The 14,685-nt window shown below is 62.9% G+C and carries 12 protein-coding genes; 5 read left to right on the forward strand and 7 right to left on the reverse strand.

Features of this window, described 5'->3' with window-relative positions:
• Positions 1-8: 8 nt before the first annotated feature.
• Complete coding sequence (locus NKH52_RS12705; RefSeq protein ID WP_127291002.1) at positions 9-3,185, reverse strand: efflux RND transporter permease subunit; 3,177 nt, start codon at positions 3,183-3,185, stop codon at positions 9-11.
• Positions 3,179-3,433 (reverse strand): hypothetical protein, encoded by a 255-nt coding sequence (locus NKH52_RS12710; protein ID WP_352736763.1) that lies wholly within the window; start codon positions 3,431-3,433, stop codon positions 3,179-3,181. The genes NKH52_RS12705 and NKH52_RS12710 overlap by 7 nt, the downstream gene beginning before the upstream one ends.
• A gap of 243 nt (positions 3,434-3,676) precedes the next feature.
• On the opposite strand from NKH52_RS12710, the gene NKH52_RS12715 reads away from it, so the two are divergent.
• Positions 3,677-4,267 carry a TetR/AcrR family transcriptional regulator gene (locus tag NKH52_RS12715; protein ID WP_023808707.1) on the forward strand — a complete coding sequence of 197 codons (591 nt, stop codon included), beginning with the start codon at positions 3,677-3,679 and terminating at the stop codon, positions 4,265-4,267.
• Positions 4,268-4,597: 330 nt separating this feature from the next.
• Here NKH52_RS12715 and NKH52_RS12720 read toward each other — a convergent pair whose 3' ends face one another.
• From NKH52_RS12720 to NKH52_RS12740, 5 genes are all read right to left on the reverse strand, one after another.
• Positions 4,598-5,620, reverse strand: coding sequence for a LacI family DNA-binding transcriptional regulator (locus NKH52_RS12720; protein ID WP_352736761.1), 1,023 nt, complete (start codon positions 5,618-5,620; stop codon positions 4,598-4,600).
• Between the two features lie 137 nt (positions 5,621-5,757).
• A complete protein-coding gene (locus NKH52_RS12725; RefSeq protein WP_127328463.1) occupies positions 5,758-6,549 on the reverse strand; it encodes an ATP-binding cassette domain-containing protein in 792 nt (263 codons plus the stop codon).
• A 3-nt stretch (positions 6,550-6,552) separates the two neighbouring features.
• Entirely contained in the window at positions 6,553-7,539 is a 987-nt protein-coding gene (locus NKH52_RS12730; RefSeq protein ID WP_352736758.1) for an ABC transporter permease, read from the reverse strand.
• Between the two features lie 114 nt (positions 7,540-7,653).
• Positions 7,654-8,589, reverse strand: a complete 936-nt coding sequence (locus NKH52_RS12735) for a substrate-binding domain-containing protein (RefSeq protein WP_023808703.1) — start codon at positions 8,587-8,589, stop codon at positions 7,654-7,656.
• Between the two features lie 342 nt (positions 8,590-8,931).
• A complete protein-coding gene (locus tag NKH52_RS12740) occupies positions 8,932-10,089 on the reverse strand; it encodes a fumarylacetoacetate hydrolase family protein (protein WP_352736756.1) in 1,158 nt (385 codons plus the stop codon).
• Between the two features lie 235 nt (positions 10,090-10,324).
• Here NKH52_RS12740 and NKH52_RS12745 point away from each other — a divergent pair, with 235 nt between their 5' ends.
• The 4 genes from NKH52_RS12745 (at position 10,325) to NKH52_RS12760 (ending at position 14,513) form a co-directional block, all read left to right on the forward strand.
• Positions 10,325-11,605, forward strand: a complete 1,281-nt coding sequence (locus NKH52_RS12745; RefSeq protein WP_352734663.1) for an NAD(P)/FAD-dependent oxidoreductase — start codon at positions 10,325-10,327, stop codon at positions 11,603-11,605.
• 102 nt (positions 11,606-11,707) lie between these two features.
• A complete protein-coding gene (locus NKH52_RS12750) occupies positions 11,708-12,592 on the forward strand; it encodes an ABC transporter permease (protein ID WP_352734661.1) in 885 nt (294 codons plus the stop codon).
• Positions 12,589-13,458, forward strand: a complete 870-nt coding sequence (locus NKH52_RS12755) for an ABC transporter permease (RefSeq protein ID WP_352734660.1) — start codon at positions 12,589-12,591, stop codon at positions 13,456-13,458. The genes NKH52_RS12750 and NKH52_RS12755 overlap by 4 nt, the downstream gene beginning before the upstream one ends.
• Complete coding sequence (locus NKH52_RS12760) at positions 13,443-14,513, forward strand: ABC transporter substrate-binding protein (RefSeq protein ID WP_352734658.1); 1,071 nt, start codon at positions 13,443-13,445, stop codon at positions 14,511-14,513. Before NKH52_RS12755 ends, NKH52_RS12760 begins: the two co-directional genes overlap by 16 nt.
• The last annotated feature ends 172 nt before the right edge of the window (positions 14,514-14,685 follow it).

Consider the following 14,685-nt stretch of genomic DNA (forward strand, 5'->3'; position numbering starts at 1 on the left):
CTCCAATCTTATTCGGCCGCTTCCGCCAGGGGCGGGATAGCGTGCTCACTCGTTGGTTCATTGTCTTGAGAGGCGGGCTCGTCACTGCCGCGGCGTTCCCGCAGCTGTTCGATGACCGCGTAGAACACCGGCACGAACACCAGCGACAGGATGGTCGCCGCGACCATGCCGCCGAACACGGTGGTGCCGATCGACTGCCGGCTTGCCGCACCGGCGCCGGTCGCAAACATCAGCGGCAGCACGCCGAGGATGAAGGCGAAGGCCGTCATCAGGATCGGCCGCAGCCTGAGCCGTGCCGCCTCCATCGCCGCGTCGACGATGCTGAGGCCTTCCTCGCGCCGTCGCCTTGCGAACTCGACGATCAGGATCGCGTTCTTGGCCGCCAGACCGATCAGCATGACGAAGCCGATCTGCGAGTAGACGTCGATCTGCATGCCGCGCAGCAACAAGGCCACGAAGGCGCCGAACAGGGCCAGTGGCACCGCCAGCAGCACCATGAACGGCATCGCCCAGCTCTCATATTGCATCGCCAGGATCAGGAAGACGAAGACGATGGCGAGGCCGAAGACGACGGACGCGATCGATCCTGCCTTGAGCTCCTGGAAGGTGATGCCGGTCCATTCGAAACCGAAATCCCTTGGCAGCGCAATGGCAGCGGCCCGTTCCATCGCGGCAACCGCCTGGCCTGAGGAAAAGCCGGGTGCGGCACCGCCATTGATCGAGGCCGAGGCGTTGTTGTTGTAGTGCGGCACGGTCTCCGGGCCGACGAAGGGCACGAGTTTGCCCAGCGTCGAGAGCGGCACCATGCCGCCGGAGGCATTGCGCACATAGAGCCGCGAAATGTCGGCGGCACCCGCACGTGCATCCTTGTCGGCCTGGATGGTCACCCGGAAGGTGCGGCCGAACAGGTTGAAGTCGTTGACGTATAGCGAGCCGAGATAGATCTGCAGCGTGTTGAAGACATCGGGCAGGTTGAGGCCGAGCAGTTTGGCCTTGCTGCGGTCGAGGTCGTAGTTGAACTGCGGCGTCGAGGTCGAGAACGGCGAGAACAGCTGCTGCGGGTTGATTTCCGGCTGTTTGCGCGCCTCGGCGATCACGGCTTGCGTGGCGTCATTGAGAGCTGAACTGCCGCGGCCGGTCAGATCCTCGACGACGAATTCGAAGCCGCCGGTGGTGCCGATACCCGGTATCGACGGCGGATCGAAGCTCAGCGCAAAAGCTTCCGGAATCTGCATCAGCTTGCCGCGCACGTCGGCGACGAGCTTCGACGCGCTCTGGTCGGGACCGCGTTCTTCCCAAGGCTTGAGGATGGCGAATTCGACCGCCGAGTTCGACTGCGCCGCACTGGTCAGAAAGTTCAGGCCGCTGATCGAACCGACAATCTCGACGCCGGGCGTCGCCTGCAGGATGTCGCGCGCCTTCTGCGCCACCGCGTCGGTGCGTTCCAGCGACGCGCCGTCGGGCAACTGGATGACGACGAAGAAATAGCCTTGGTCCTCGACCGGAAGGAAGGTCGAGGGCAGGCGCTGCCAGACGAAGTAGGTGGCGACAAGGCCGGCCGCGAACAGGCCGAGCATGATCCAGCGCAAGCGGATGAGAATGCGTACGCCATTGGCGTAGGCATGCGATAGCCTGTCGAAGCCGGTGTTGAACCAGCGGAACGGGGCGAACTGCGTCTCGCCGCGATGGCGCAGGAAGGCCGCACTGAGCGCGGGACTGAGCGTCAATGAGTTGAAGGCGGAGATGCCGACGGAGATCGCCACGGTCAGCGCGAACTGGTTGTAGAGCTTGCCGGAGACGCCGGGAATGAAGGCGACCGGCACGAACACCGCCATCAGCACCGCGGTGGTGGCGATGATCGGTCCGGTGACCTCGCGCATCGCGGCCTTGGTCGCCGCAAGCGGCTTGAGTCCGGCCTCCAGCTGTCGTTCGACATTCTCAACCACGACGATGGCGTCGTCGACGACGAGGCCGATCGCCAGCACCATGCCGAGCAGGGAGAGCATGTTGAGCGAGAAGCCGAGCATCTCCATGACGACCAGCGTCGCCACCAGCGACACCGGAATGGCGATGGTCGGGATGATCGTCGTGCGCCAGCTTTGCAGGAAGAGGAACACCACGGCGACGACCAGCACCAGCGCTTCGCCGAGCGTGATCAGCACGTCATGCATCGATGCCGAGACGAAGCGCGTCGTGTCGTAGTGCATCGCATAGGACACGCCCTTCGGGAAGCGGCCCGACAGCTCCTGCATCTTGTCCTTGACGCGCTGCTGCAGATCGAGCGCGTTGGAGCCGGGCATCTGGTAGACGGCAAGCACCACGGTCGGGTCCTTGCCGAAGAAGGCCGACGACGAATATTGCAGCGCGCCGAGCTCGATGCGGGCGACGTCGCGCAGCCTGACCAGCGAGCCGGTGTCGGTGTTGGCGCGCACGACGATGTCGCCGAATTCCTTTGGATCGCTCAACCGGCCGACGGCGTTGACCTGCATCTCGAAGGCGGTGCCAGCCGGGGCCGGCGATTGGCCAATCTTGCCGGCCGCCACCTGGACATTCTGCTCGGCGATGGCGTTCTGCACATCGACGGCGGTGATGCCGAGATTGGCGAGCTTGTCGGGATCGAGCCAGACGCGCATCGAATAGCGCCGCTCGCCGAAGATCTGCACATCGCCGACGCCGGGCAGGCGCTTCAGCGGATCGACCACCTGCAGATAGGCAAGATTGCTCAGCGCCACCGGATCGACCGAACTGTCGGGCGAAGTCAGGTTGACGATGAGGACGAAGTTCGGGTTTTGCTTCTTGATCGTCACGCCGCCCTGGTTGACGATCGCCGGCAGCGACGAGGCGGCCTGCGAGACGCGGTTCTGCACGTCGACGGCGGCGGTGCTCAGCGAATAGCCGACATCGAAGGTGATGGTGATGGTCGAGGAGCCGTCATTGGAGCTCGTCGACGACATGTAGGTCATGCCTTGCACGCCGTTGATCTGCTGCTCCAGCGGCGTCGTCACCGTATCGGCCACCACTTGCGCGCTGGCGCCCGGATAATGGGCGCTGACCACGACCTGCGGCGGTGTGATGTCGGGAAACTGCGAGACGGGCAGCAGGAAATAACAAATCGACCCGGCGAGCACCATGATGATGGCGATCGCAGAGGCGAAGATCGGACGGTGGATGAAAAAGTTTACCACGACACGCACGCCTCTCCGGCTGCTGTTGCCCGCCCGAAGGCGCTGGCAACCCTGGACAGCCTCTGGCCGCGCTTGTCGCCGAGGCCGTCCCGCGAATGCAGCAACGGCACCTCGTGGCGCTGCGCATCTGCGAGCGAGCGCAGCATCGTCTCGAAGGCGCGCGGGTCGACGCCATCGGCTTTCATGACCAGCCGGATCATCGGATCCCGGACGGCCTCATCTATGGTAAGATCGCGGCGCTGTGGCATTGGCCGGCTCCTTGTCTGTCGATTCGCAGCCCATGCTCGCGAACCGTTTTTAATCTCTTCACCGGCCGAGGCCGCATGATTGGCAGTTTCTCGCCCCTCTCGTCTGGCAGGGCAGTTCACGGCCTTGTTATTGACGGTGGACGATATAGGTGTTACCAGTAAGTAACATTCTGGAAGTTACAGACCGGTAACACCCTAGTCAAGAGGTGGCCGAGGGTTTTTTGGAAACGAAAGGAGATCATGATGACAGACGGCATCGTGGAGCGCTCTCGTCCCCGGGATCGGATCCTGGAGACGGCACGCGACATGTTCCACAAGCATGGCATCAAGGGCGTCGGCGTCGACGCCATCACCGAAGCTGCCGGCACGAACAAGATGACGCTCTATCGTCACTTCGAATCCAAGGACGAACTGATCGTCGAATGCCTGCGCGCCAATGCGGCCAAGGCCGGCGCCATGTGGGATGCGTTCGATGCCGAATTTCCTGGTGACAAGCTTGCCCAGCTGCATGCCTGGGTTCGCAAGGCGGCTGCCATGCTCAATGCGGACGGGCGCGGCTGCGACATGGCCAACGCCGCCGCTGAACTGACCGAGCCGGACCATCCGGCCAGGCTGGTGATCAAGGAACTCAAAGAAGCCCAGCGCGAGCGCCTTGTGACGCTATGTCGGGACGCGGGCATCGGCCAGGCTGAACTGCTCGCCGATACGCTGTCGCTTCTGCTCGAGGGTGCGCGGGTTAGTGTACAGACTGTGGGTTCGGAAGGTCCGAGCACGCAGTTCGTGCGCATGGCTGAAGGATTGATCGCTTCTTTCCGGGGCGCAGCCGCCGGTTGACGGGGTCCGTCGCCTGTCAACGTGCGTTATTCCATCTGCGATGACTGGGCGTGCTTTGGTGTCGCTGTGCTCGCCATTCCTGCCGGCCAAACGAAAAAAGCCCGCTGCCGGGAGGAGGTGGCAGCGGGCTCGATTTTCGAATGTGGCGCGGGAGGAGGTGCACCCCATTCAGCGTCGGCATCGCATCTGGGAGGAGTAGATGGCCGACAACCAGAACCTACGAGTTGCCCAACGATTCGGCAACAAAGAAACTTGCATAGCTGCTGTGCAGATTTGCCGTGCCAATTATCGTACAAATCCGGAAACCCGGTTTAGCCAAGCCATTTCGCATTACTGCACGGGGACGTTTTCCCTGAAGATCAAGCGCGGTTCGATGAACTTGCGCGTCAGATAGGGTGCCGAGGAGGCAATCGAGCCGAGCAGGCGAATGACCGACTGTTCCGCGATCAGCCTGGCATTCTGGTCGATGACGACATCGAGCAGGTCGTCGACGAGATGACCACGCGTGTCCTTGGTCAAGTCGTGGCAGATGAACACCGGCTTGCGGTTCGGCCTGGCCTCGCGGATCGCCTTTGCAACGCCCGAATGTCCAGCTCCGACGCAATAGATGCCGAGCAGCTCCGGCTCGTCGTGCAGCGCCTTCATGGTCTCGGTGTAGCTGGCATCGGGCTCGTCGTTGACCTCGACGGCGGTGCTGACGGTCAGATTGGGAAACTCCTCACTGAGCACCGAGCGGAAACCCATTTCGCGTTCCTCGTGGCCGCGATAGGAACGTGAGCCGACGACCATCGCCAGATGACCGATGCGGCCGCCAAGGAAGCGTCCCATCAGCAGCGCCGCCGTTCGTCCCGCCACCCGGTTGTCGATGCCGACATAGGCCGCGCGCGGTGCCGCCGGAACATCGGACACCAGCGTCACCAGGCGCATGCCGGCATCGACGATGTCGCGCAGGATGTTGCGCGTACGCGGATGATCGACGGCGATGACACCGACGCCATTGGCCCTGAGCGAAAGGTTTTCGACAGCGCTCTGCAGCGCGTTCGGCGAGATACCGGCGAGGTTATGGATCCGGCACGAGGCAACAAGCGGCAGGCGCGCCGCGTAGTCCTCAATGTGCCCGGCGAGATCGCGCATGAAGGCATTGCTGCCGATCGGCAGCAGGAATTCAAGGTGGGCGGGCCGCGAGGGTAGCGTCACCTGATCGGCGACCGGCAGATAGCCGACTTGCTTGGCCGCCTCCATGACGCGCTGGCGGTTGGCCGCACTCGCACCCGGCCGGTTGTTGAGCACCCGGTCGACCGTTGCGGTCGATAGCCCGCAGCTACGAGCGATATCGGAGACAGTGGCTTTCATGCCGTAACCCACAGCCCGCAGTTGCGTGCGGTATCCGAGACTGTGGCTTTCATGCTGCAATCCTGTTCGCCATGCGATGGCGCGTCAGACAAGCGATGCGATCTGACGTGACGGGTGATTGCTGCCCATCACCATTCTCAGTGCGATGGCTTGCCATCGGCGATGGCATCGCGGATCTCCTTGTCCGACATGCCGGTGATGATCCGTTCGACCTCCGCTACGCTGGTCTTCTTGGGGTCTATGTCGTCAGCAACCACCTTGCCCCGGCGCATCACGACGATGCGGTCGACCACCTGGAAGACATGGTGGATATTGTGGGCGATGAAAATGCAGGAATGGCCGGAATCGCGGGCGCTGCGCACGAAGCTCAGCACACCCTGTGTTTCGGCGACGCCGAGATTGTTGGTCGGCTCGTCGAGAATGATCAGGTCGCTGTCGAAATGCATGGCGCGCGCGATCGCCACCGCCTGGCGCTCGCCGCCGGAGAGCGAGCCGATCGGCGTCGTCGGCGGGATGTTCTTCGAGATGCCGACCTGCTTGAGCAAGTCGCGGGCAACCGTGTTCATCGCGTCCTGGTCCATCCGGTTGAGAAAGCGCGGCGGCTTGATCGGCTCGCGGCCGAGGAACAGATTGCGGGCGATCGACAATTGCGTGACCAGCGCCGAGTCCTGGTAGATGGTCTCGATGCCGTGGGCGATGGCGTCGCTGGTGCTGCGCAGGCTTACCTTCTTGCCGCGGATGAAGATATCGCCGCTGGTCAGCGGAACGGCACCCGAGAGCACCTTGATCAGCGTCGACTTGCCGGCGCCATTGTCGCCGAGCAAGCCGACGATCTCCCGTTCATTGACGTGGAAATTGGCATCCTCCAGCGCCTGCACGCGGCCGTAGGACTTGCGGATGTTCGTCATGCGGATCAGTGGCTCGGCCATGGTTCAAGTCCCTGCCTGATGCCGGCGTTCCAGCCATGAATGCAGCGCCATCATGCCAAGGATGATAGCGCCGATGAAGATGTTGTAGGCAAGGCCGGGCACGCCGATCAGCACGATGCCGTTGCGCATCACGCGCAGGATCAGGATGCCGAGCACGGTGCCGATGATCGTGCCGCGCCCGCCGGTCAGCGCGGTTCCGCCGATCACCACCATGGCGATGACTTCCAGTTCATAGCCGGTGCCGCTGTTGGGGTTGGCCGCCGAGGTGCGCAGCGACGAGATGACGCCGGCAAGCGAAGCCATGACCGACGACAGCACGAACAGGCCGATCTTGACGCCGCTGACATTGACGCCGCGCGCCCTTGCAGCACTCGGGTTGCCGCCGGCCGCCTGGATCCAGTTGCCGGTGCGGCTTTGCGTCAGCACATAGCCGAGCGCGATCGCCGCGGCGATGAACCAGAACAGCGACATGTAGATGCGGAACGGTCCGATGAAGAAATCGCCGACCAGCGCTTCGGCCAGCCAGTTGCCCTCCGCACTCCAGGTGCGCTGCGGAAAACCGTCGGTGACGAAAAGGGCGGTGCCGCGCACCACAAGCAGCATGCCGAGCGTCACCAGGAAGGACGGGATCTTGAGCTGCGTCACGAACCAGCCATTGACCAGCCCGATGCAGGCGGCGACCAGCAGCGCGGCGACAAAGCCGACCTCAAGGGAGGTCAGGCCGCTGTTGAACAGGGTCCACATCAAGACCGGCGAGAAGCCGAACAGGGAACCGACCGAGAGGTCGAACTCGCCCGACGTCATCAACAGCGTCATCGCCAGCGCGATCAGGCCGAGCTCGACCGTGAAGGCCAGCGTGTTGGAGATGTTCTGCGGCGACAGGAAGTCGTGGTTGAAACTCCAGAAAACGGCGATCTCGACGACGAGCAGCACGAAAGGGCCGAATTCCGGCCGTGCGATCAGGCGTTGGACGAGCGAATGATTTTCCACAGGCAATCCGCGACATGAGTGGAAGGCTGAGCGTTGCACATCGCGTGCGAAGGGCTCGGCGAAATGGAGAGCCAGTCGCGACCGTTGGGCGGCCGCGACTGTTGAGATTGGATGTTACTTGCCGGACAGGATATCGTCGTAGATCTGCGCGGTGTCCTTTTCGTAGAGCGCGCCGGTGATGACGTTGAAGCCCGGAGGAATTCCGCCGGCGGCCATATTGGCCAGCGAAAGCGCGACATAGCTGGTCGCCTGCGGGTCCTGCCACTGGCCGGCATTGACGTAGCCGTTCAGCACTTCCTGGGTGGTGTCGAGCGAGTTGCCCCAGCCGACAACCGGGATTTCGCCCGGCTTGATGCCGACCTGGTCGAACACCCGCTTGATCGAGCCGGTGACGAGATCGCCCAGGCCGATGATCGCCTTGACCTTGGCCTTGTTGGCAGTGAGGTAGTCGACCATGCGGTTGATCACTTCAGCCTGGTCGAGCGTCGCTTCGGTGATTTCATAGGTGATGCCGAGCGGCTCGAAGACGCTCTTGATGCCTTCTTCTTCCTGCACGCCATAGGTGGCACCGGGGATCTCGACCGGCATCCAGACGAAGTCGCCCTTCTTCACCAGGCCTTTGTCGACCAGATACTGTGCCCAATGCTTGCCGAAGGTGACATTGTCGCCGCCGACATAGGCGTTGAAGTCGGCTTTAGGGTCGGGCGTGTTGAAATTGATGATCGGCACTTTCGCCGCACGCGCTTCCTTGACGATCTCGATCAGGCTGCCCGGATCAGGGCTCGTGGTGACGATACCATCGGCCTTGGCGGAGAGGGCGGCGCGAACCGCTTCCTGCTGCGAGGCGACATCGCCATTGTGGAACGAGGTGTTGACCGTGTTGCCGGTATCCTTGGCCCATTGCTTGGCGCCGGCCAGGAAGTAGGTCCAGACCGGATCGGCCGGGCCGCCATGCGAAATCCAGTAGAACGTCTTGGCCTGTGCCGCTGCTGGTATCACCATCAGCGCCACCAACAGGCCGTATAGAACGAGTCTTAGCCGTGTCAGCATTTGATTTCCTCCCGTTTGTAGATGGTCAGTTCAAAATCCGTCCCTTGTTCCGCGTCTTTTGCCAGTGCCGATTGAAGGCGTCAGAGCATCCCCTTTTTCGACGGATGGCAAGCCTCCATCTGCCAAGCCTCCATCTGCAGGTGTAGTGGGCGCCTGACGGGTCGTCATCAGCGGTCCCATCAGATTGCATCAGTTGAGGTGATTTTCCGACTGTCGGATAATTGGTGTGATTGTTTCGGGTCGCGCGAACGCGGCCTGCGCCGACAAGGGGCACTCTTGCGACCATACACGCCACGGGACCAGGTCCGTAGCGCTCTGGCAGGGCGTCGACGATACCAGTTGCTAGATCAGATCGGCTCTGGCTAGCTCCCGCATCAGATGGCTGGCGCCATAGGTCCAGTGCGGGCAGTCGGGCGAGAGCCGCACCCGGTTGACCAGCGCACCGAATTTCTCCGACGAGATGGTGACGATGTCGCCGACCTTGTGGGTAAACCCCTTGCCCTTCTCGCCGCGATCCTTGGACGGAACGAACATGGTGCCGAGATAGAGCGCCAGCCCGTCCGGATACTGGTGGTGCGGCCCTATGGCCGCGGCGACCAGTTCCTCCGGCGAGCGGCTGATCTCGGCCATCGAGCTTGCGCCCTCCAACGAGAACCCGTCCTCGCCCTCGACTTTCAGGCGCACGACGGCGCGCTTGACGTCATCGATGGAGAATTTGTCGTCGAACAGGCGGATGAAGGGGCCGAGCGAGGCCGAGGCATTGTTGTCCTTGGCCTTGCCGAGCAGCAGCGCCGAACGCCCTTCGACGTCGCGCAGATTGACGTCATTGCCGATGGTGGCGCCGACGATCCTGCCGCTGGAGGCGGCGATCATGGCGATCTCGGGTTCCGGATTGTTCCAGGTCGACACCGGGTGCAGCCCGACATCGGCGCCGAAGCCCACCGAGGCCATCGGCTGGCACTTGGTGAAGATCTCGGCATCGGGGCCGATGCCCACTTCCAGATATTGCGACCAGGCGCCGCGCGAAATCAGCTTGGCCTTGATCTCCATCGCTTCGGGCGAACCGGGCTTCAGCTTCGACAGATCGTGGCCGATCAGTCCTGCGATGTCGGCGCGGATGGCATCGGCTTTTTCAGCCGAACCGCGCGCCTGTTCCTCGATCACCCGTTCCAGCAGGCTGACGACGAAGGTAACGCCCGATGCCTTGACCGCCTGCAGGTCGACCGGTGAGAGCAGGTAGGGTTTTGCTGGATCGCGCCCGGTCTCAAAACTGTTGGCGGCGATGTCATCGAGCGATCCGATCGGTCTGCCCTCGGCCGAGCGGACATGCCCAGCGGGGTCAGCCATCTCGCAAAGGTCTCGCATGGTTGGTGCCGCACGCGAGGTGATGTCGAAGACCGTGCCATCGCGCACCGTGACGACCAGCGGATATGCGGCATCGCTACCTCTGGCGCGTCCGACAAAAAGGCCCTCGGTGGGCAGGTGGGTCGGGTTCGTCATAGCGCTCTGTCCTCTGAGTGATCGACAATGTGGCGAAGTGATCGTCAATGTGGGTGGCCGGATCGGCGCGGCACTTTCACCGGATTCCCGTCAAAGGTCTATCCCGCCGAGGCGATACGAACGCTGGGTCTCCGATCGCCTCGGCGGCCGTCCCCAGCCGAAAGCCGGAGTGCTCTTTCAAAAATGTGAAATTCTGACTAGGATTTTCACCAATCGCAGCGCATTCAGGTGACCCTTGGCGACAGCATTCTCCGATCCGATCTGGCGCAAGCCACAGGCAGCTTCCACGTTTCAATCGCTTCCCAATGGCGAACGTGTCGATCTCGCCATTGTTGGCGGTGGCATCATGGGCTTATCGACCGCCTTGCATGCCGCCCGGCTTGGCCTGTCGGTGCAGGTGCTGGACGCCGGCGAGATCGGCCAGGGCGCATCAGGCTTGAATGGCGGCCAGGTCATTCCCGGCCTGAAATACGATCCGGAATGGCTGCTGGAGCATTTTGGCCTTGAGCGCGGCGAGGCGCTTGTCAATTTTGCGGCATCGACCGCCGATGCGGTGTTCGAGCTGATCCGCGACGAGAAGCTGGCGGTGCCGTTCGTTCGCAATGGCTGGATCCAGGCGGCGCACACCGAGGCCGCGCTGAAGGCGGCGGGAAACCGTGACCGGCAATGGCGGGCACGGGGCGCGGATGTCCAGTTGCTGAACGCAGCGGAGATCGCGGCCAAGACCGGTGCGCAGGGCTATCTCGGCGGCTGGCTCGATCGCCGCGCCGGTGTCATCGATCCGCTTGCTTACACGTCGGAACTAGCACGAATTGCCGCGGCTGCGGGCGCGAAAATCGCCGAACACCAGAAGGTGGTCCGGTTGGAGAAGAGCGCCGGCGTTTGGCGGATCTCAACCGAGAACGGGGTGCAATTGCAGGCAAAGGCGGTCGTGCTGGCGACCAATGCCTATACGGACGGTCTGATCCCCGGTCTCGCCGAGACGATCGTGCCGTTGCATTCCTTCCAGATCGCCACAGCGCCATTGCCGCCCAATCAGGCGGCCCCGATCCTGCCGGAAGGGCAGGCGGTGTCGGACTCCAGGCGCATCCTCGTCTACTACCGCAAGAGCGCCGACGGCCGGCTGGTGCTTGGCGGGCGGGGTCGCACGGCGCTGCCGACGAGCGCCAGCGACTGGGCGCATCTCGAGCGGGCGCTGCGGCGGCTCTATCCCATGCTGTCCGGCATCGCCATCGAGAAGCGCTGGTTCGGCCGCGTGGCGATGACGCCGGACCATCTGCCGCACATCCACGAGCCGGAGCAGGGCCTGCTGGCCGTGGTCGGCTGCCAGGGTCGTGGTGTCGGCCTGATGACCGCTCTTGGCGAGCGCATCGCCGGCTATCTCCAAAGCGGCGACGCCAGGCATTTGCCCTTCCCGGTCTCGCCGATCCGACCGATCCCGTTTCACGCCTTCCGCCAAGTCGGCGTCGCCGCGACCATCGCCTGGTACCGGCTGCTCGATGCGTTGGAGCGCTGACCAAAGCAATTCCTGTCGATGGGTTTCCGTTTGGGATTCCGCTTGACAGTTTCATGGATATGAAAAACTCTAAGCCAATTTCAAATTCCGATAGGCAGGTCGATGTCGACCCTAGTTGCAACGTCAGCGCCAGAGGCCCGGTCTTCTCAGGGCTTCCGGGTCGCCATGCTGCTGCCGGGCGCTCTGGTCACTTTCCTGCTGATCCTGTTTGCCCTCGGCCTCGTGCTTTTCCTCGCCTTCCGCAACAATGACGGTTCGCTGCTCGGCGCCGGCTTCACCGTGGCGAATTTTGTCACCGTGGTGTCCGATCCGCTGTACTGGACGGTGACGCTGCGTTCGCTGATCATTGCCGCTCTGGTCACGCTGGCGACCGTCGTCACCGCCTATCCCGTCGCCTACTATCTTGCCTTCCACGCCGGCCGGCGGCGCGGCCTGCTGCTGTTTCTGGTGACGCTGCCATTCTGGACCAGCTATCTCCTGCGCGTCTTCGCCTGGAAGATCGTGCTCGCCTACAATGGCGTTTTGAACTCGGCGCTGATCGAAAGCGGAATCTGGTCCGAGCCGACATTGGCCTTTCTCAACACGCCGGCCGCCGTCGTCGTCACGCTGGCGCACGCCTACGCGCCTTTCGCCATCCTGCCGATCTACGTGGCGCTGGACACCATCCCGAAATCGCTGATCGAGGCCGCTTCCGATCTCGGCGCGCGGCCCTTCACCTCTTTCCGCCGTGTCGTGCTGCCCAATTCGATGCCGGGCGTGCTGGCGGCAGCCCTTGTCGTCTTCGTGCCGACGGTCGGCGACTATGTCACGCCGGCTCTCGTCGGCGGTCCGGCCAGCACGATGATCGGTACGCTGATCCAGGCGCAATTCGGCAAGGCCAATGACTGGCCGTTTGGCGCCGCACTCTCCGTCGCCGTCATGCTGGTCATCCTGTGCGTGGTGCTGGTCGCGCGTTTCGCCGACCGCAGATTTGGCAGCCGCACATGAGCGCTGCACGCACGCAGGGAGGCGGCCGCTGGCTCGGCGTCTACGTCGTCGCCTATCTGGTCTTTCTCTATCTGCCGGTCCTGCTGATCCCGCTGTTTTCCTTCAACAACTCGATCCAGGCAGCGTTTCCCCTGCAAGGCTTTACCTTGCAATGGTACGCGACTTTGTTCGGTAATTCGGCGCTGACCGGTGCGCTGTTGAACAGCCTCGTCATCGGCGCCATCGCCGCCACGGGTGCGACGCTGTGCGGCATCACAGTATCCTACATGGACCTCTACGGCCGCTCGCCGCTGGCCGCCACCATCAGCGCCATCGCCCGGCTGCCGATCCTGATCCCCGGCGTCATCGTCGGTATATCGCTGCTGATCCTCATCAACCTCATCGGTCTGGGGCCATCGCGCATCGCCATCGTTCTCGGCCACATATTGGTGGCGCTGCCGACGACCGTGGTGATCATGCGCAGCCGCTTCGCCGCCATCCCGAAAACCATTCGCGAGGCGGCGCTCGATCTCGGCGCCTCCGACTGGACGACCTTCCGGCGGGTCATGCTGCCGCTCAGCCTGCCGGCCATCGTTTCGGCCTTCATGCTGGCCTTCCTGATCTCCTTCGACGAATTCATCGTCGTCTTCTTCCTGGCCGGCACCGAGCCGACGCTGCCGCTCTACATCTGGAGCCAGCTGCGTTTTCCAAAATCGCTGCCGACGGTCATGGCGCTGGGCACGTCGATCCTGGCTGTGTCCTTCGTCATCGCTGCAGCAGCCGAAATCCTGCGCCATCGCGGCTTGTCCGCCACGGCGCCAAAGCCCGCGGATCCATCACAACCAAAACAAACCAAGAGAGGAGAACTGCAATGGCATTCGACCTGAAATCGATCTCTGCAAAGACTGTTTGCGCTGGATTGACGGCGTTCGCGCTGGCGCTGTCGTCGACCGTCGCTTTTGCCGGCGACAAGCTGCAATATTTCACCTGGTCGGGCTACGAACTGCCCGATTTCAACAAGAGCTTCCTGGCTGCGCATCCCGATGGCGTCGAGGCCTCGATCTTCGGTGACGACGATGACGCCTTCACCAAGGTCAAGGCCGGCTTCCGCCCCGACATCGCGCATCCCTGTTATGACAAGGTGGCGCGCTGGAACAAGGAAGGCCTGCTGCAGCCGATCGACACCAAGCGGATCAAGAACTGGGATTCGATTTTCCCGGTGTTCAAGAACCTGCCCGACCTGCAGGCCGGCGACGGCAAGGTCTGGATGGTGCCGTGGGACTGGGGCAACACCTCGATCCTTTACCGCACCGATCTGGTGAAGAACCCGGAAGCGAGCTGGAACCTTCTGTGGGACAAGCAGTATGCCGGCCGCATGGCGACGATCGACGCGGTGCATGACACGCCTGTCGTGGCGGCGCTGCTCGCCGGCGTCAATCCGTTCGACATGACGCCGGAGCAAATGGACAAGGTGGCCGAGAAGCTGCGCGAACAGCGCCCGCTGCTCTCCAACTACACCACCGACATGACCTCGGTCGAACAGGCGCTGGCCAGCGGCCAATTGGTCGCCGCCATGACCTGGAACGCGTCGGCCACCTCGCTCAAGAAGCAGGGCGTGCCGGTCGAGTTCATGAAGCCGAAGGAGGGCATGCTGACCTGGGCCTGCGGCTTTGTCATGCTCAAGGACGCCAAGAATGTCGACCTCGCCTATGACTTCATCAACAGCCGGCTGGAAGCCGACTCCGGCAAATACCTGATCGAGGCCTATGGCTATGGCAGTTCGCTGAACTCCGCTTTTGCCACCGTGCCGAAGGAGGAGCTGGAGAAATTGCAGCTGCCGTCGGATCCGGAGGTGATGCTGAAGACCACCATCTTCACCGGACCGATGAAACAGAATGACGACCTCGCCAAGATGTTCGAAAAGGTCAAGGCAGGCGGGTGAGCTTCGGCTGTATTGGGCGATTGGACGACTATTGTTGAAGTTTACGCCTCACCTGCCTGCCGGCATCCTCTCCCCGTATAGTGACGGGGAGAGGGGCGCTCTCATCGCCGGTTTCGCTAGTCACCTGCGTCGCAAAAAAGGCGCCAAGGTCGCGGCCAGCCCCCTTCTCCCC

It is taken from the genome of Mesorhizobium sp. M1066, assembly GCF_040318635.1.
Lineage (GTDB): Bacteria > Pseudomonadota > Alphaproteobacteria > Rhizobiales > Rhizobiaceae > Mesorhizobium.